The organism is Streptomyces sp. NPDC091387 (assembly GCF_044756945.1).
Taxonomy (GTDB): domain Bacteria; phylum Actinomycetota; class Actinomycetes; order Streptomycetales; family Streptomycetaceae; genus Streptomyces.
Window position 1 is genome coordinate 1 of record NZ_JBIVTZ010000034.1, and the last position, 15312, is coordinate 15312.

The window sequence follows — 15312 nt, forward strand, 5'->3', positions numbered from 1 at the left end:
CCGTGCAACCGGCGCTCGTTAACAGCCCTGGTCTGCACGCCAATCCCGTAGCAGAGTCAGATGCAAGGCAAAAACTCGCATACCGCCCTCTCACAAGGTGTACGTCGACCCATCCGTCTCCTATCGGATGGTCATCCAGTTCCGCCCCGCCCCGTCCACCTCGCACCACAAGCGCGAGGTCTATCTCGTCGCCGCGGGCAGCCGGAAGGAGTACGCGGTCTACCGCACGGCCCACCTGCGCACCGGCCCCCACCAGAACGCGGACGTCGAGACAACCTCCTCGGCCGCCGAAGCACGCGTGCAGGCCGCACGCTCCCGCTCTCCCCACACGGCAAACCAGCCGACGCCCCTCCCAGTGGCGGCGGCCCAGCCCCCTGCCACCGCTTCCCGAAAGGCTCCCCACCGATGATCGTCGACCGCGCCCCGCTGACTCGTACCGAACTGGCGGGCCTGCTCACCGACGCCGCGCAGAGTGTCTCCGGGATCCTCACCGCCGAGTACCCGACGGCTGCCAGCCGCTCCTACCTGCACCCCGTACTGGGTGCGCTGTCGGCCGGACCCAGGGTGATCTGCGAGCTGAACGACCGGCTCGAAGAATTCCTGGCCGCCGAGCCGCGCCCCGCGACGCCGGCGGGTCTGTTCACCCTGGCCTCCTACGCCTCCGCACTGGGATGGCTCACCGAGTCCCTCGCCGAGCTCACCACCTCGGTCGACCAGATCTGCACCCGCGTCGGCATCCCCACACAGCCACCGGACGACCCGACCTTCACCACGCCCGACAGCAAGGAGCGGGACAGCGAGCTCGACTTCGCCTTCAGCGACCTGGAGTTGACGGAAATCCGCACCGCCGCCGAGGCCGCCCACCTCCCGCCGGGCGACTACGTCGCCGTGCTCTCCGAGTCCCTTCTCGCCATCACCCGGATCACCGACGCCTGCATGGAGATCTCCAGCGGCCTTCTCGACGACGCCACGTACGTCCTCGGCGAAGCGACCGACCACGTCTGGATCAACGATGGCCCAGGCCACTTGCCCACCCTGGTCCGTTCACTGCTCGCCCGGATGGAAACCGCCGGGTGAGCCCCCACAACCCGTTCCGGAGCCGGTGATCCGGCTCATTTCCACGGCGCCCGTGTGCGGCCGAACGGCCCGTTCCACGGCGTACGCAGGCGCGTCCCCCTCCCCCTTCTCTTCTTCAGGAACGCCCCATGACCTTCAGCTCGGATGACGAGCAGCGGCGCGAGTACCACGTCAGCCCCCGCTACCTCGCCGGATCAACGTTCACCGGTGACCCTGCTCTCCGTCCGCTCCTCGACAGCGGCTGGTCGCTGAACGGCGACGACGTGGGCAACGTGTACGTCAACACCCCTGACCAGCGGGTCCGCCTGGCCTACCTGCCCGAGGGCGACGACGACGCCCTGTGGAAAATCACCGCGTACACCTCGGACTACGCGACGCCACGCTGGCTGGTCACCTTCCAGAGCGGCACCCCCACCGAGATCGTCGCCGGCTTCACCACGGCGCTCGCCGCCGCCTACGCCGAGGGCCCCGATTCCTACCTCCACCACGGCAACAGCGCCCTGACCGCACTGGATGCCGGCACACCGCTGGCAGCGGCGGGCTGGAGCCACAGCTACAGCCCCCAGAACGTCTACTTCCAGTCGCCCGACCGCCTGGCCGAGGTCTACCTGCGCCACAACCACCGTGACCACACCGCCGAGATGCGGGGCCATCAAGAACGCTGGCTCACCCTCGCCGGGCCACCAGGAAACCAGTGGTACGCCACCGCTTCCTCCTTCACCCCGCAGAGGCTGGTGACCGCGATGAACACCGCCCTCACCGACCCGTCGCCAGTCATCCGTTACGGCTACGACCTGCAACGCCTTCCCCCACAGGCCACCGCGACACCGGTCAAACCGCGCATGCCCACACCCCTGGACATCCACCGCGTCCAGGCAGCCAAATCCCGCTCCACGGTGGTGCCGACGACTGCCGCGGCTCGTCTCGTAACCCCGTCGCCGCGTTCGCTGCCGGCTTCGCAGGCCCCGCGCTCCGGGTACGCCCGCTGACGAACGCCCTCTCCCCCGACCATGTGGAGCCGCTCATGTCCAACACCACCGCACTCGACCAGGCCACAGCCATGATCGAGAAAGCCTGGACCCGCCCCATCGACGCTCTGGAATCCCTCGCGATCCGCCGCCCCAGCGACGACCCGCTCCTGCGCTCGGCCATGCGCATCCGCTCGGCCATGGTCATCACCGACAGCGCTGCGACCGTGCACCAGGACCGTCTGCACGCCCTGACCCGGCCCGGCCACGTGCCGGCCTTCTACGACCTGGAACGGATCACCAGCTCAGCGGCAGACCTCCGCGTCGCCAAGGCGGAGAGCAGTACGTCTCTGCAGGCCATCAGCCACGTGATCGAAGCCCGCGAATCCGCCGCGACCACGGCCTCGGCCCCGGCAGCCCGGCTGGCCCAGGCCGCCGTCGCCCGCTCCGGGCACACACCACGCCTCCTGGGCCAGGCACCCGATCAGCCCGCCTCTTCGGCCGCTGTCGGCCCGCCGGTGGCCGGCCCGGGGCCGCGCCGCTGACCGTCAGGCAAGGTCCTCGTCGCGGTCGGCCTCCCCGATGCGGGAGCCCACCGGGCGGGCCAGCTCCTCCACCGTCAACTCGACACGGCACCCCTCCGCGACCCGCTCCTCCACCACCGCACCCTCGCCCCACCACCCGTCGCACCGCGTACCAACAGCCCACTGGCCGTCAGCGACCATCGCAATCTCCCCGACCGTCCACGGCCGCCCGGCCGCCCGGATCTTGCGCTCCAGCCCGGCTCCGTCCCGGTGCCTGCCCGGCTCCACCATCCTGCTCCCCTTCGATTCCGTGTGGCCCGCTGCCGCAACCCGGATACGACAACCAGGTCCGCTCATCCATTCCCGGAGCCGCCATCTGCTGCCGGCGGCCAGTTCGCCCACGGCAGACGCCAGTTCCCGGGAAAGGACTACGAACTCCTGCGCACCGCATGCCAACGTACGGGTGTCGGGAAAAACCGCAGGTCAACGAAGGGATCATCCAACCGTGAACGCCTCCGCCACCCTCCTCCCAGCCGTCACCCACCCCGTCCCGGACGACCACTGCCGGCTCTCCTCCGACCACTTCGCGGCCCCGGTCCTCGACCTCCTCCACGCCCTCGGCTGGGCGGTCGTCGAGACCCCGGAGGCCAACGTCCACGCTACGAGCCCGGACGGCCGTATCTACGTCGGCTGGCTCCCCGAAGATCCCTCCGCCTGGCAACTCGACATCGTCTGGCAGGTCCGGGTCCAGCCCGCCGAAGACGCCCCATGGGTTCAGGAATTCGGCCTCCACTCCCCCTCCGAGACCGTCGCCGGATTCATCGCCGCCCTCGTCGCCCACCGCTGACCACGTCACCACCATGCCCGCTCCGAACAGCACCACCCAGACAGGAGGTTCCGGCCACGCGCATGCTCCTGGCCACCCGCCCCGGCCACCGCCGCACGTGCGCCTACGCCCGACGAGGCTGCACCTGCTACTACCTACCCGGTCAGTACGGCCGCCTTACCAAAAACATCCGCCGCCGCGCCGCCCGGCACGCCGAACGACGCTAGTGGCAGCGCGACTTCGCGGACACCGCATCCGCATAGAGCTTTCAAGTCGTTGAACAACCACGACTCTCCGCCACAGCACCCATGCAATCCGGCATGAAGAAGGGACCGCACCACATGACGCGCGACAAGATGATGACCCGACGCGGGATGCGGCGCTACAACTGCTGCCCCGGCCACAACCCCCGCTCCTAACACCACGGACGTGAACGCGCCCGCGAGGACCGCGAATGGCGGCAGGACATCGGACTTGATCTCCCGCCCAACGCACGTGGCCCGTTCCGGCTGCCCTGACGTGCAGACGAGTCGGCCTTCCCCGCACCCGCCCTTCCCTACCGATCTTGGAGGCCTTCCGTGCCCCGCCACCTGACCGTCGGCCATGTGCTCCGTCAGCTCCTGGAGCTTGACCCCAACCTGCCGATCCGTCTCGCCGTCAACCCCGACTTCCCCTTCGCCCACCACGTAGGAGCCCAGGTCATCGTCCGGGACGGCAAAGCGTTCATCGCCGACGACGGCCAGGAGGGCTACCTCCCGGTGGCGGTGGGCGAGGCCCTCAACTGGACATGACCACCCCCATCAACGCCCCGGAGGTCCCTATCTCGTCGCACGTCCTTCCGCTCCACAGCATCGCCGCGCACCCCATGCCGAGCGGTGTACGCGGCGCACTGGTCCAGCGCGTCTCCGTCCTACCCGACGGGCCGCTCGACGTCACCTGGCTCGCCACCGAATCTCCGAAGCTCCCTCTCGGACGCATTCGCCTCCACTGGGAGCCGGCTTCCCCCACCGGCTGGAACGTCACCGCCCACCTGGGCCTGGCCACCGCCGAGGTACACCTCGCCTCCTGGCCTGCCGCGCCGGACGATTGGCCGCGTCTGGTCCACCCCACCATCCGTGAGGTGCTCGGCCTGTGCGCCGCGCTCACGGTCGCGACCGCCGCCCTCGACCTCTCGAACCGCCTCGCCCAGGTCTGACCGGGACCGCAGCGCCTTCCTCCAACTCCGCGGCCAACTCGTCGAGGGGCCAGGCCTCGAAGACCTGCCCGGTGCGCTCTCCCTTCAGCATGTCCCATCGACTGCTACAAGACTCGCGGGGACGGACGGGACGGCAGTACATATTCGTGAAGCGCTGTCACGGTCGGTCGGCCGAGCGGAAGTCCGGTCGTTCCTGCCGTTCCACCCCGGGCGAACTCGCCGTGATCCGCCCGACTGTCCGGTCGATACGGAGGAACGAGCCGTTGGCTGGAAGTCACTGCCCGACGTTGCATCAGATGTGATCTAGGTTACCTTCGGGGGGACTGAATGGAGAGCCGTGATGATTCGGGGCTGGGAAGCCGATCCCTCTTCGCCGCTGGTGCGCCGCCTGGGTAAATCCCCCACCGAGCTCGGGACCACGGGCGGCGAGCAGGGATGCCCGGATATCTGGGAACTGGAGAACGGGGACATCGCCATCGTTGGCCGCGACCTCACCGATTCCTACCTGCCCCGCCTTCCCCTGGGGCTCGTCGTCGCCCCGGATGAACGGATCGTCGTCATCCCCCGCAGGACAGCCGCTGCGGCGAAGGTGGACCTTCCCGATGCTTAGCCCACAGACCGGCGGTCCGGGTCAGCGCCTCGGACTTGACGACTACTCCGAGGACTTCGGTCGCCATTTCTGGCGTTCCGGCTCCGAAGGGTTCTGGAAGCTCGAACGTCAGCAGAGCTTCCAAGAGCCCGGGGTGGAGAGCTGGGAGGCCTTCCGCAAGGGGCACTGGGGCGAGTCCCTGGCACTGATCGAGGGAAAGCGGGGTCACTACGAGGAGTACCTCCGGCGAATCGCCGGAAGCGGATTCGCCCTCCACCGTGTCCGCTGTGTGGAGGAGCCCATCGCTCCGTACCTCCAGTGGGAGCTCCACCTGCTCAACCTGAAGGCGCAGTGCGGGGAGGACACGAGAGTCCTCAGCCGGGACGGCATCCTCCGGTACGAAGCGCAGCATCCGCTTCCGGAGATCGTGGTCCTCGGTTCCTCGGTGATGTACGAGGTGTTGTATGACGACGACGGAAAACTCGCCGGCGGTATCCGCTTTGACGATCCGCACGTCATCTCCCGGTGGCGGAAGACGATCCAGGAGATGCACCAGGCTGGTGAGCCGTTGGACGACTTCTTCAGCCGCCGGGTCGCTCCACTGCCTCCGCCGTCCGTGACCGAGGAGTAGGGCGGAGTAGTCCCGCCCCGAACTCGGTGGAGAGTCCGGGATGGGCATGAGGCTTCGGCCGGACGCTGGTCGCACCATAAGGGCTGCATATGCGCATTATCCTGATTTCATACTCTGCACAGGGCTTCGCGCTCCTGCACCGCGTGTGCGAACTGGCCGGACACACGCCCGTCGCTTACCTGCATGCGCGGTCACTGCGGCCGGGCGAGCCGACGCGAAGCGGTGCGGGCGATGTCGTGGGCGAGATCGTCGACGCGCTGCCGAACGGGATGGATCTGCTGATTCCGGGCCGGAAGAGCATGCTGCCGCACATCCTCGCGGGATATCAGGCGGATCTCATCGTCTGCTACGGCTTTCCCTGGAAGCTGCCGCCGGCGGCACTCCGGTCGACGAACTTGGGTGCCGTCAACGTGCATACGTCGATGCTGCCGAAGTACCGAGGCCCTATTCCGGTCAACTGGGCGATCAGGAACGGCGACAAGGAAATCGGCGTCAGCATCCACTGGATGGAGAGCGAATTCGACACCGGCGGGATCCTGGCGCAGGAGGCGGGTATCGCGTTGGGTGACGATGTCGCCCCCCGGTTGTTGTGGGAAGAGGTCGACCGGTACATCGAGCGGCTTCTGCCCGGCGCGCTCTCGCTGGCCGAAGCCGGTTCGCCCGGTACGCCGCAGGAGGAGAGGTCGGCCACCTACGCGGGTTGGATGGAACCCGAGTTCTCGCAGATCGACTGGACCGCCTCCAGGGAGGAGATCCACAACCAGGTGCGTGCCGTCAGGTTCGCCAGCTCGGGCAGATCCGGCCCGGTTGCCGTGGTGGCTGACCGTCGTCTGCGGGTTCTGCGGACATCGTTGCAGCCGACGGACGGAGTCAAGGTGACGTGTGGAGATGGATCCGTGTGGATTACGGAGTCCGTACCGGTGGCGGACTCCGAGTCCTGAACAGACACCGAACCACCGCGAGTCAGTTCGGGTCTGGTGACGTTGCCTCCGCCAGGGAACGCCGGTACCGCCCCAGCTTGTCCCGGATTCCCCTCGTCCACGGGTGCTCTGGACCGAGTACCCGCTCGCGCCATTTCCTGACGATTTCCGCCTGTTCGATCGCTTCCCGGTCCTCGCCGACCGCGTGCAGGACGTTGCTGAGCAGGCTTCGTGCCGCCAGCGTGATGGGGTAGCGAGCTCCGAACCGGCGTTCGTGCGCCGCCAGCGCACGGCGGGCCAACAGCAGTGCTTCGGCGTGCTTTCCGGTGTTGAGCAGCGCACCTGCGCAGTTGAGGTCGGCCGACAGTGTGATCGGGTGGTCTGGGCCCAACTCACGGCGACAGTCGGCGACCACATCCGTTCCTGCCAGCGCCTCCCGGTCCAGGTCCGGACCGGGAGGCAGTTCGAGCAGACATGCCCTCGCCTCCAGCGTCAGCGGGTGCCATGGGCCCAGCAGTGCGGCTCGCCCGGCGACCGCCCGGTGCATCAACTGCACGGCTTCCGTCACTCGATCGAGCCAGACCAACGGGCGGGACAGATGGAGGCAGGTGGTCAGGGTGTCCAGCGCCTCGGGACCGCAGACCCGTTCGAAGTCGTCGAGCAGCCCGCGGTGGAAGTCCGCAGCCGCGTCGAGGCGCCCCAGACGATCGGTCGCCTTCCCGATCCGCTGCCGCAGGCGCAGCGCCAGGACGTGATCGTTTCCCAGCCGTCGTTGCACGAGGACTGTCGCGTGTTCGGCCGTGGCGAGCGCGGATGCGTAATCGCCGGAACGATGCTGGGCCGTAGCCAGAAGCAGGGCGCAGGTGGCAGCGGACTCGGCGGCGCCGATCGTGATCTCGGGCCAGGTAGTGACGCGGCGAAGCAGTGCCAGGACATGGGGGGTGAGGGGGGTGAGCAGGCTGTCGCGCAGGCCGCGTTCCGGGGATGCGGGTAGGGAGTGCAGGAGAAGTCCGGCCGCTGCGGCGGCGAGTTGGTCGCGTTCATCGGCCGGGGTGACGCGTGCGACGCTGTCGAGCAGCACTCCGTGCGTACGCAGGCAGCGGATGTCGCCGGGAACGAGTTCGGTGAGCGAGTGGTCGAGCAACCCCCGAAGCGCCAGTTCCACCCGGTCTGCGGGCAGGGTCAGGTCGAGCCGGATGTTGGCCAGCAGCGACAGGGGCAGCGGGTCGTTCGACCAGCAGGCAAGAAGGCGCAGCAGGGTGACGGCCTCGGGCAGGTTCTGCCCGGCCAGGGAGTTCAGCGAGAGCTGCCACGTTCCGCTGACCAGGTGGCGCGAGTCGTTGCCCGCGTCGAGGGCTCCCTGGTCGATAAGTTCGATGGGATCCGGACGCTCCTGCAGACGGCGCCCGTATTCCTCCATCGTCCAGGGGGCGATCACCTGGTGTGCCAGAAATCCGCCGGCCAGAGTCAGGGCGAGCGGGAGTCGGCCGAGGCTGTCGGCGATGGCGGCGGCGTCCTCGGCCGATCCCGTTCCGGGGGCGAGGTCGCGCAGGACCTGGGCCGCCTCCTCACGCGGCAGGACATCCACGTACAGCAGTTCGGCTGCGGGCCACCAGTGGCCGGCGGCCTGCCGTGTGGTCACGAGGACAGTTCCGCGAGGGCTGGTGCGCAGCCATCCGCCATCCCGTAGCACCGCTGGGTCATCGGCGTTGTCCAGCACCAGCAGCCAGGGTGTGTCGGACCGGTCGAGGTGGTCCCAGACCAAGTCTGCGGCTGCGCGTAAGCCGTTGCGCGCGGCCATCAGCTCGCCGTCGCCGGCGCCGCGGTCGGCGGCCACAGCGAGCATCCCGGCCCGCAGAGATGCCTGATCGGAGGCGTTGACCCACAGGCCCAGGCGTCCGCGTTCCCGGGTGGCGTGTTCGAAGAGTGCGCACGCCACGGCCGTCTTCCCGCATCCTCCCAGGCCGTGCAGGACGAACACGGTGCTTCCGGCGTTCTCGGTCACTGCCTCCCTCAGGCGTTCGATGAGTTCGCCGCGGTCCCTCAGGATCGCCGGTGCCCGGCCGATGGGCGGCTGCCGCACCGAGTCCGGGCCGGCCCAGGTGGCGCCGTGATGGTGGTGCTCGGTGATGTGCTGGTCACCGGAAGCCTGGTAGACGCGCCCCTGGTCATTGGCCCGGCCGTCGTTGCGTCCGGTCACCACTGCTCGACGTTCAGGTCGCGGCCGGCCTGGTAGACGCGTGAGCTGCCGGATGCGGTCGCACGTTGAGTGACGGTCGGGATGGCGGGTGTGCCGGGGTCGAGTTCGGTCAGCAGGGAGCGCAGTTCCGCCACCAGCTCGGGGTGGGCGACGAGGAGGCGGCGAATGCGGCCCTGCCACTCCGCCGCGATCTCCCGCTCGGTCTCCTCGTCACCACTGCTCTGCGCGCCCAGGAGGTCCCGGCGCGACGTGTCGAGCTGGGTGCCGACTTGCTCCTCATGGTCCGGCCGGACACGTCGCCACAGACCGACCACGCCGTTCCGTACGCCGTTCCACGCATCGGTCGCCAGGAGCGTCGCAATCGTCGTCCCGGCGGTGCCCGCTAAAAGCGTGATCTCCGCGTCCATCCTTTGCCCTCCCTCGATCCGGCCCGGGTTACAACTCTATGGAGCCGGCGCGGTGTCAGTACACCGGACTTTCAGCGACATTTCGCGCCGCCGTCGACTCATTGCCACGACCTACCGCTCCCAGTCGTCACCCGGCTCGCCACCGAATCCCCCAGACTCCCTGTCGGACGCATCCGCCTCCACCGGCAGCCGACTTCCCCCGCCGGCTGGAACGTCACCGCCCACCTGAGCCTGGCCACCACCGAGGTACGCCTCACCTCCTGGCCCGCCGCACCGGACGACTGGCCGCGTCTGGTCCACCCGACCATCCACGAAGTACTCGGCCTGTGCACCGCCCTCACCATCGCGACCACCGCCCTCGACCTCTCAAATCAACTCGCCCATTACTAACCGGAAGGACGCCCGCGCCGAACAGGCAAGGGCGGCCTTGCCGTACTCGGAAAGGCGCAGCGCGCCACGGAGCGCCGAACGTCGTCCATCACCTCGCGTGGTCCGGCCGTCATCGGCCTCGTCCTGGCCGCCTCGGTCGGGCTGCTTCTAGGATTGGCCGGCCCACACTGGATTACCGGCTTCTTGCACGTGCAGGGTCGGTGAATGCTCCCGGTATGCCCACTGTGTCGCCCCGTACGGTGTTACCCAGGCTTTGGCCTGGAATGCCTGAATGGGTGTCAGCGCAGCGGTGCAGGTGTCAAGCGGGCTGATTCGAGTGGCCCTGGCTGGGATGGTGATGGTCGCCGAGGTTCCCCAGGGAGCGGGGCAAGCCTGCTCCACGGAGGCTTGGACGTAGGCGAGTTTCGCTTTCACTGTCATCGGCTTGCCCGAGGTGTTGGTGAACTGAACGAGGAAGGCCATCGTCGCTTCGTCGGTGACGATCAGGCATGGCTTCCACACCACCGTCCCCGCGCTCCGCTTTCTTCCGCATCGGTGATTCCCGTTCAGGCTGCCTGACACGGCGGAGGTAACAGCGTTGGGACCGGCGGCATCCATGGCATGCGCGCTCGGTGACGCTGACCTGTCCGGGCCCCTGCCAGCCGTGGTCGGCGCTTCTTCGCCCGGCCACGCCCACAGGCCGATCGACACAGCCGCCGCGGCGGTGAGTGCTCCTGCCCCGATCCACCTCTTCCTCGCCGGGCACGATGTCCGGTCGGTGATACCCGCCGCCACGATCACGCCGGTTTCCGCCTCAGCCGCAACTGCTGCGCTGGGTGCCCCGGGCGAGACTGCAATGGTGACGGGTTCGACCGGCAACAGCTCGTGGAGTTCCGGCTCGGTAACTGCCGTCGATTCCACGTTCGCCTGGAGTGCGACAGGTTCTGCGGGGCTTGGTTCAACGGCTTCGCTCGATGCGACGGCTACGGAAAGCCCGATGGATTCTCCAGGGCTGACCTGCCCGGGGGAATGCAGACATCTGCTCTCCCCAATCCGGCGGCGCCACCCGCGTCCAGCTGTCTCCTGAAGCCTGTGTGCCAGATCGGCGATCTCCCGGCCAATCATTGGCAACCGCTCCGCATTGCCGGGTGCATGCAGCTTGAGCGCTCGTGCGATAGCCGCACTGTCCTCCACGCTGGGAAACCGGTTGTGCTTGGTGCCGGGAAGGAGTTGCCTGCGGCCGCGGAGCCAATACGACAGTATTGGCCCGTCGATCGGCGCACGCGATGTCCACTCTGGTGTAGCCCGCTCCTGCTCCAGCGCCCTGACTAATACTTTCCGTGCCGGCCTGTCCTTGGAGATCGGCTCCCCCACACACGCTGCCCATGCATCCAGTGCCTGCACTAGGCCGCGCGCGAGGTCCGCGAACTCATCCCCTGGTTCCTCGGTCATCGGCTCCCTTCCGACGGACTCATCGTTGCAGTGCAACGAAGAAACAGCAGGTTACGGAGGTGCAAGTTGCGCTGCAAATCCCTGATTCTCTTGCACTGGTGTTCTCCCGATCCGGCTACGGCACAGTCGGTTCCGGCGGCACGGAGCATCCGACCGCTGTCCCCAACGAGGGTCGAAAGTATTAGGGAGAGTCGACACCATGAACAATCTCAAGAGCGTTATCGCGGCAGCGGCGGCCACGGCCGTACTCGCCACTGGAGTGGTCACCGCGATGGCCGCGCCGGCCACTGGCACCCCGTCGGCTCGGCACTCCGCTGCTGCGGCATCCCGCGTGGCCCTCGTGTTCGTGAAGAACGCAAAGGACCCGTCCAACTCAACTTTGCAGCTCTGGAACGGAAGGGACCGCATCGCCACGTACCGGGCCGGTTCCGGGCTGGGAACGGCCGCCAACTACAATACGAATAAGGGCAAGAGCTACCGGAATGACTGCACGAGCAAAGCCGGGTGGCTTCCCAACGGCACGTACAAGCCGACCTCCTTCGAGACCGGCCGGAACAGCGCGATCAAGGGCTACGCCATCGGCCTGCCGGACACGAAGTGCCGCACCGGCAAGGTCAAGCGCACCGGACTGTTCATCCACAGTGAGATGACGAAGGACAGGAAGCAGGGTCCGCGCAACGGTGCCGACAGCCCGCAGCGCTGGGAAGGCGTGCAGGACTACAGGTCCTACGGCTGCATCAAGCTCCACCCCAGCCACATCGCCCAGCTCTTCAGCTACATGAACAAGCATGGGCGTGCTGTCTTGCTCACCGTGCGCTGACCCGCCGGCAGCCCCGGCCCCCGAACGGCCCGCTCCGGTGTTTGCGAGGTGCTGCGACGCCGGAGCGAGGCGTGGTCACGGATGGGCTATTCGAGTCGGACGAGGTTCAGGGTGGAGCGCTGACCCCAGCGGGCCGCGCAGACGTGAGCCTAGTCCAGGTAGGTGCCGGCGAAGGTCCCATCAAAGCCGAGCGCAGCGAGACCGCGCTCGATGCTGGGGTACGTGGTCCCGTCTGGGATGTCTATCAGGGCGTCGAAGTCGGCGCGGCTGATCTCGGGTTCGAGCCACTGGTTGCTGCAGCGGCAGACGATCCAGACGTTGCGGCCGTGGTTGATGAGCAGCCAGTCTCGTCGGGCGTTGCAGGCTGTGCACATCGCCGGGATTCCGCGAAGTGCCAGTTCGCGTGGGTGGTTGAGGCAACGCGTCACGCCGGGGCCGGTGGGCGGCTGTGTCTCGTACTCGTGTTGCAGCAGTGGATCGGTTCCGGTGGGAGGGGTGGGCTGCACGGGTGTTGTCAGCTCTGTGGGGCGGTGGGTGGTTCTGAGCACGAGTTTCATCTTCCGGTCGGGGTCCTTCTGTTTCATCCATAGCGCTGGTGGGATCGGTTGTCCACGGGGTTCGTGGTCTCCGGCGGGGCCGGAGACCGGACTCTGATCAGCGGCGCGGTGAGCGGTTGCGGGGATCGGATGCTGCGGGGCGGGCTGCTGCCGTGGGCGCCATTCGGTTGATGGTGGGGTTGGTCGCGGTCTTGGGTCGGGTCGTGCCAGCATGCGGGCGGCGGGTCGCTTCGCCTGGGTGTGCGGGGAGATGGGCGAGGCGGCGTAGGCGCCAGACCAGGACGTCGTTCATGTTCTCGGCGGTGTCGAGTTCGCGCATGTCGATGGCCTGCTGGAGAAGGGCCTTGATGTCGTGGCCCTCCTGCTCGGCCTGAGCGAGGGTGGCGGCCAGGGCATCGGTCTTCGTCGACGAGCTGTCTGCTCGCCGTCCCTCGTTCGGCAGGGCTGCGCGGATGGTGGCTTCGTAGGTTCGGCGTTCGGCTTCGGGCAGGGCGCGACCTTGGTCGTGTAGTGCATGCATGGGCGTGGCGGCGGCCTGATGGTAGGCGGCTCGTAGGTGCTCGGCGGTCTGTCGGGAGGCGTGGGCCTGCTGGGCGTGGCCGCGGGCGGAGTGCCAGTGGGCGGCGGCGAGGGCGACGAGGACGAGGGTGGAGATGAGCATGGCGGTGGTGCCGCCGTCCTCGCCACGGCCGAGAGCGCTGCCGGCCTGGATGATGCCCCGGGCCGCCGTGCGGAGCGCCCGGGTGTCGGCGTGCTCTGCTCGGACGTGGCTGCGGGTGGCACGCTCGAAGGCCCGGGCGGCTGCTCCCAGTTCGGCGCGGGTGGCGGCTGGGGAGGTCTGGGCGACCGCGTCCAGAAGTTCTCCGACGCCGACGAGCTGGGCGGCGGCTTCGTCCTCGTCGCCGTCGAGGAGGTCGGCGGCATGCTCGGCGATGCCGGTGGCGCTCCGTCGCTCCCTGGCGGGCGGGGACCAGTCGGGTCGGCCGTCGACGGTCGAAGGCATTGTCCGCTCGGCGGTACCGTCGGCCAGCCGGAGGCGGATCTTCGGAAGCGACAAGTCGGGGGCCAGTTTGGAGCCGGGGTACCAGACCGGTTCGCCGTGGCGGTTGCGGTCGCCGGGCAGGGCCACGTTGTATCCGAGCGCGTCACCGGACGGGGCGTGGCGCATTTTCACGCGCAGGCCCGCCGCGTGAAGTCGGGTGAAGAACTCCTTCTCGTCGTCCGCGCCCGCGACGGCCTGGCGGACGGCTTCGCGGAGCGTCTCGCGGGAGGTCTCGGGGCGGCCGGTGCGTTCGGCCTTGAACTTCTCGGCGCTGGTGGGGTTTTTCGCTGCGGTGCCGTCGCCAGCATTCAGACGGCGCAGGTCCATCTCCTTCTCGATGAGGCGGCAGGTGGCCTGGGCCTTGTTGAAGTCGTAGTTGAGGCGGGGGTTGCGCAGGTCGCCTCGGACCAGGGTGGCGACGATGTGGATGTGGTCTTCCGCGTGGCGGACGGCGATCCATCGGCAGCCGTCGGGATCACCGTCGGGGGCGATGCCGGTGGCGTGGACGATGCGTTGGGCGACGGCGTTCCACTCCTCGTCGGAGAGTCGCCGGTCGCCGGGGGCGGTCCGGACCGAGCAGTGCCACACGTGCTTGGCGGGTGCGCGGTCGCCGGCCTGCTTGACCCGGAGGTCGAGGGCGGCGGTGAGGCGGGCGAGGGTGACTTTCGGATCGGGGTCGGGGCTGGTGTCGCGGCCGGGGTCGGGGGCGAAGCCGTCCCAGGAGCCGACGAGGTGTGCGTCGGTATGCTCCTCGCGCTTGCCGGGGCCGTATAGGTAAATGAGGAGTCCGTGGGTGCGGGAGCCGCGTCCGATGTCGGGAACCATCACAGCCGCCTGTTCACCAGGTCGTTCGCTGCGTCGTCTAGGCGGCCGAGGAGCCGGATCAGAACGCTCAGTGCGTGTTCGAGTTCGTCGGCGCGCGGGCGGCTGCCGCTGTTGAGGACGTAGGCGATTTGGTTGATGTTGTTGCCGATGCGGGCCAGCGCGGTGCGCAGCGCGGCGAGCTCGTCGATGGCCGCGTCGAGACGGTCGTTCCTGTGCACGGCTGCGGGCCCGCGGGCGGCGGTCAGGCCGACGGTGGCGAGGAAGCGGGCGACGGTGATGCCGCGCTGCGCGGCTGCGGCGGCGATCTCGGCTTTCTCGTCGTCGGAGAGGCGGGTGGTCGTCTTGCGGGTGCGCTCGCTCGGGTTGCGGGTGCGGCGGCGCGGTTTGCGGTCGGGGAAGGCGGGCGTGCTCGGGCTCGGCTGCTCGCGGTGGTCGTCGCGTGCGGCTTCTCCCCCGGTGACCGGCGCCCCCTGGTGCCGGTCACCCGGCTGGTTCCCGAGCGCCCTCGCTCGGGGACCAGCCGGGCTTCCCCCGCCCTCCTGGGCGGGGGCAAGTGCGTACGACGGGCCGTAGGACCGTCGTACGCGATAGCTTGCTCCGCCAGGAGCCGTCGTGGGGTCACGCTGCTGTCCGGACGTGGGGACTGCCGGGTCGTGGGCGCTCACCGGGTCGTCTCCGGGTTCTGCTGCCGGATTTCGAGGACGAGTTCCTCGATCCAGTCCATCGCGAGAACCGGGTGGTGCAGGGTCCAGGGGCGGGTGTGCGGGGTTCGTTGCACGGTCCAGGTGTTGTCGGGGGTGGACTTGGCGCGGTGGAGGTGGCCGTGCTGGTGCAGGACGGTCAGCCAGGAGTCGACTTCGGCGGGGGTGGCCGGTCGGGTGCGCATGAGGTGCTCTCCGCTTCGCTTGGG

19 protein-coding genes are annotated in these 15312 nt (G+C 68.6%); 11 read left to right on the plus strand and 8 right to left on the minus strand.

The genetic code is table 11. The features are described from left to right. The first annotated feature begins 97 nt into the window (after positions 1-97). The 4 genes from ACIQM0_RS38100 (at position 98) to ACIQM0_RS38115 (ending at position 2590) form a co-directional block, all read left to right on the plus strand. Complete coding sequence (locus tag ACIQM0_RS38100; protein WP_401295559.1) at positions 98-409, plus strand: hypothetical protein; 312 nt, start codon at positions 98-100, stop codon at positions 407-409. Then, a complete protein-coding gene (locus tag ACIQM0_RS38105; RefSeq protein WP_401295561.1) occupies positions 406-1077 on the plus strand; it encodes a hypothetical protein in 672 nt (223 codons plus the stop codon). Before ACIQM0_RS38100 ends, ACIQM0_RS38105 begins: the two co-directional genes overlap by 4 nt. A gap of 128 nt (positions 1078-1205) precedes the next feature. Continuing rightward, positions 1206-2066: a DUF317 domain-containing protein gene (locus ACIQM0_RS38110; RefSeq protein WP_401295563.1), complete on the plus strand. Its 861-nt coding sequence runs from the start codon at positions 1206-1208 to the stop codon at positions 2064-2066. 35 nt (positions 2067-2101) lie between these two features. Further along, positions 2102-2590: a hypothetical protein gene (locus ACIQM0_RS38115; protein ID WP_401295565.1), complete on the plus strand. Its 489-nt coding sequence runs from the start codon at positions 2102-2104 to the stop codon at positions 2588-2590. Between the two features lie 3 nt (positions 2591-2593). Here the strand turns inward: ACIQM0_RS38115 and ACIQM0_RS38120 are convergent, their stop codons facing one another. After that, positions 2594-2860, minus strand: coding sequence for a hypothetical protein (locus ACIQM0_RS38120; protein ID WP_401295567.1), 267 nt, complete (start codon positions 2858-2860; stop codon positions 2594-2596). Between the two features lie 214 nt (positions 2861-3074). Between ACIQM0_RS38120 and ACIQM0_RS38125 the strand changes: the two genes are divergently transcribed. The 6 genes from ACIQM0_RS38125 to ACIQM0_RS38150 all read left to right on the plus strand — a co-directional run bounded on the left by ACIQM0_RS38125 (position 3075) and on the right by ACIQM0_RS38150 (position 6751). Then, positions 3075-3416 carry a DUF317 domain-containing protein gene (locus tag ACIQM0_RS38125; protein ID WP_401295569.1) on the plus strand — a complete coding sequence of 114 codons (342 nt, stop codon included), beginning with the start codon at positions 3075-3077 and terminating at the stop codon, positions 3414-3416. Between the two features lie 557 nt (positions 3417-3973). Continuing rightward, positions 3974-4186 carry a hypothetical protein gene (locus ACIQM0_RS38130; RefSeq protein WP_266796376.1) on the plus strand — a complete coding sequence of 71 codons (213 nt, stop codon included), beginning with the start codon at positions 3974-3976 and terminating at the stop codon, positions 4184-4186. Continuing rightward, positions 4183-4590, plus strand: coding sequence for an esterase (locus ACIQM0_RS38135; RefSeq protein ID WP_401295571.1), 408 nt, complete (start codon positions 4183-4185; stop codon positions 4588-4590). The genes ACIQM0_RS38130 and ACIQM0_RS38135 overlap by 4 nt, the downstream gene beginning before the upstream one ends. Before the next feature lie 340 nt (positions 4591-4930). After that, entirely contained in the window at positions 4931-5200 is a 270-nt protein-coding gene (locus tag ACIQM0_RS38140; protein ID WP_401295573.1) for a hypothetical protein, read from the plus strand. Further along, positions 5193-5810: a DUF6879 family protein gene (locus ACIQM0_RS38145; RefSeq protein ID WP_401295575.1), complete on the plus strand. Its 618-nt coding sequence runs from the start codon at positions 5193-5195 to the stop codon at positions 5808-5810. Before ACIQM0_RS38140 ends, ACIQM0_RS38145 begins: the two co-directional genes overlap by 8 nt. A gap of 89 nt (positions 5811-5899) precedes the next feature. Next, positions 5900-6751: a methionyl-tRNA formyltransferase gene (locus ACIQM0_RS38150; protein WP_401295577.1), complete on the plus strand. Its 852-nt coding sequence runs from the start codon at positions 5900-5902 to the stop codon at positions 6749-6751. A gap of 22 nt (positions 6752-6773) precedes the next feature. Here the strand turns inward: ACIQM0_RS38150 and ACIQM0_RS38155 are convergent, their stop codons facing one another. The 3 genes from ACIQM0_RS38155 to ACIQM0_RS38165 all read right to left on the minus strand — a co-directional run bounded on the left by ACIQM0_RS38155 (position 6774) and on the right by ACIQM0_RS38165 (position 11158). Continuing rightward, positions 6774-8930 carry a tetratricopeptide repeat protein gene (locus ACIQM0_RS38155; protein WP_401295635.1) on the minus strand — a complete coding sequence of 719 codons (2157 nt, stop codon included), beginning with the start codon at positions 8928-8930 and terminating at the stop codon, positions 6774-6776. Continuing rightward, positions 8927-9337: a hypothetical protein gene (locus ACIQM0_RS38160; protein ID WP_401295579.1), complete on the minus strand. Its 411-nt coding sequence runs from the start codon at positions 9335-9337 to the stop codon at positions 8927-8929. The genes ACIQM0_RS38155 and ACIQM0_RS38160 overlap by 4 nt, the downstream gene beginning before the upstream one ends. Before the next feature lie 537 nt (positions 9338-9874). Then, entirely contained in the window at positions 9875-11158 is a 1284-nt protein-coding gene (locus ACIQM0_RS38165; RefSeq protein WP_401295581.1) for a hypothetical protein, read from the minus strand. Positions 11159-11357: 199 nt separating this feature from the next. On the opposite strand from ACIQM0_RS38165, the gene ACIQM0_RS38170 reads away from it, so the two are divergent. Beyond that, positions 11358-11978, plus strand: coding sequence for a L,D-transpeptidase (locus tag ACIQM0_RS38170; RefSeq protein WP_401295583.1), 621 nt, complete (start codon positions 11358-11360; stop codon positions 11976-11978). Positions 11979-12127: 149 nt separating this feature from the next. Here the strand turns inward: ACIQM0_RS38170 and ACIQM0_RS38175 are convergent, their stop codons facing one another. The 4 genes from ACIQM0_RS38175 to ACIQM0_RS38190 all read right to left on the minus strand — a co-directional run bounded on the left by ACIQM0_RS38175 (position 12128) and on the right by ACIQM0_RS38190 (position 15288). Further along, on the minus strand, positions 12128-12562 hold the full coding sequence (locus tag ACIQM0_RS38175) for a hypothetical protein (protein WP_401295585.1): 435 nt from the start codon (positions 12560-12562) through the stop codon (positions 12128-12130). 70 nt (positions 12563-12632) lie between these two features. Then, a complete protein-coding gene (locus ACIQM0_RS38180) occupies positions 12633-14402 on the minus strand; it encodes a relaxase/mobilization nuclease domain-containing protein (protein ID WP_401295587.1) in 1770 nt (589 codons plus the stop codon). Then, positions 14402-15067 (minus strand): plasmid mobilization protein, encoded by a 666-nt coding sequence (locus tag ACIQM0_RS38185; RefSeq protein WP_401295589.1) that lies wholly within the window; start codon positions 15065-15067, stop codon positions 14402-14404. The genes ACIQM0_RS38180 and ACIQM0_RS38185 overlap by 1 nt, the downstream gene beginning before the upstream one ends. Further along, positions 15064-15288 (minus strand): hypothetical protein, encoded by a 225-nt coding sequence (locus tag ACIQM0_RS38190; RefSeq protein ID WP_392628450.1) that lies wholly within the window; start codon positions 15286-15288, stop codon positions 15064-15066. Before ACIQM0_RS38190 ends, ACIQM0_RS38185 begins: the two co-directional genes overlap by 4 nt. Positions 15289-15312: the final 24 nt, after the last annotated feature.

Excerpts from the sequence above, each read along its gene's own strand:
- ACIQM0_RS38180 (WP_401295587.1), bottom strand. The coding sequence starts at position 14,402 with ATGGTTCCCGACATCGGACGCGGCTCCCGCACCCACGGACTCCTCATT.
- ACIQM0_RS38145 (WP_401295575.1), top strand. The coding sequence starts at position 5,193 with ATGCTTAGCCCACAGACCGGCGGTCCGGGTCAGCGCCTCGGACTTGAC.
- ACIQM0_RS38135 (WP_401295571.1), top strand. The coding sequence starts at position 4,183 with ATGACCACCCCCATCAACGCCCCGGAGGTCCCTATCTCGTCGCACGTC.
- ACIQM0_RS38190 (WP_392628450.1), bottom strand. The coding sequence starts at position 15,288 with ATGCGCACCCGACCGGCCACCCCCGCCGAAGTCGACTCCTGGCTGACC.
- ACIQM0_RS38120 (WP_401295567.1), bottom strand. The coding sequence starts at position 2,860 with ATGGTGGAGCCGGGCAGGCACCGGGACGGAGCCGGGCTGGAGCGCAAG.
- ACIQM0_RS38140 (WP_401295573.1), top strand. The coding sequence starts at position 4,931 with ATGATTCGGGGCTGGGAAGCCGATCCCTCTTCGCCGCTGGTGCGCCGC.
- ACIQM0_RS38110 (WP_401295563.1), top strand. The coding sequence starts at position 1,206 with ATGACCTTCAGCTCGGATGACGAGCAGCGGCGCGAGTACCACGTCAGC.
- ACIQM0_RS38175 (WP_401295585.1), bottom strand. The coding sequence starts at position 12,562 with ATGAAACAGAAGGACCCCGACCGGAAGATGAAACTCGTGCTCAGAACC.
- ACIQM0_RS38160 (WP_401295579.1), bottom strand. The coding sequence starts at position 9,337 with ATGGACGCGGAGATCACGCTTTTAGCGGGCACCGCCGGGACGACGATT.
- ACIQM0_RS38150 (WP_401295577.1), top strand. The coding sequence starts at position 5,900 with ATGCGCATTATCCTGATTTCATACTCTGCACAGGGCTTCGCGCTCCTG.
- ACIQM0_RS38170 (WP_401295583.1), top strand. The coding sequence starts at position 11,358 with ATGAACAATCTCAAGAGCGTTATCGCGGCAGCGGCGGCCACGGCCGTA.
- ACIQM0_RS38105 (WP_401295561.1), top strand. The coding sequence starts at position 406 with ATGATCGTCGACCGCGCCCCGCTGACTCGTACCGAACTGGCGGGCCTG.
- ACIQM0_RS38165 (WP_401295581.1), bottom strand. The coding sequence starts at position 11,158 with ATGACCGAGGAACCAGGGGATGAGTTCGCGGACCTCGCGCGCGGCCTA.
- ACIQM0_RS38115 (WP_401295565.1), top strand. The coding sequence starts at position 2,102 with ATGTCCAACACCACCGCACTCGACCAGGCCACAGCCATGATCGAGAAA.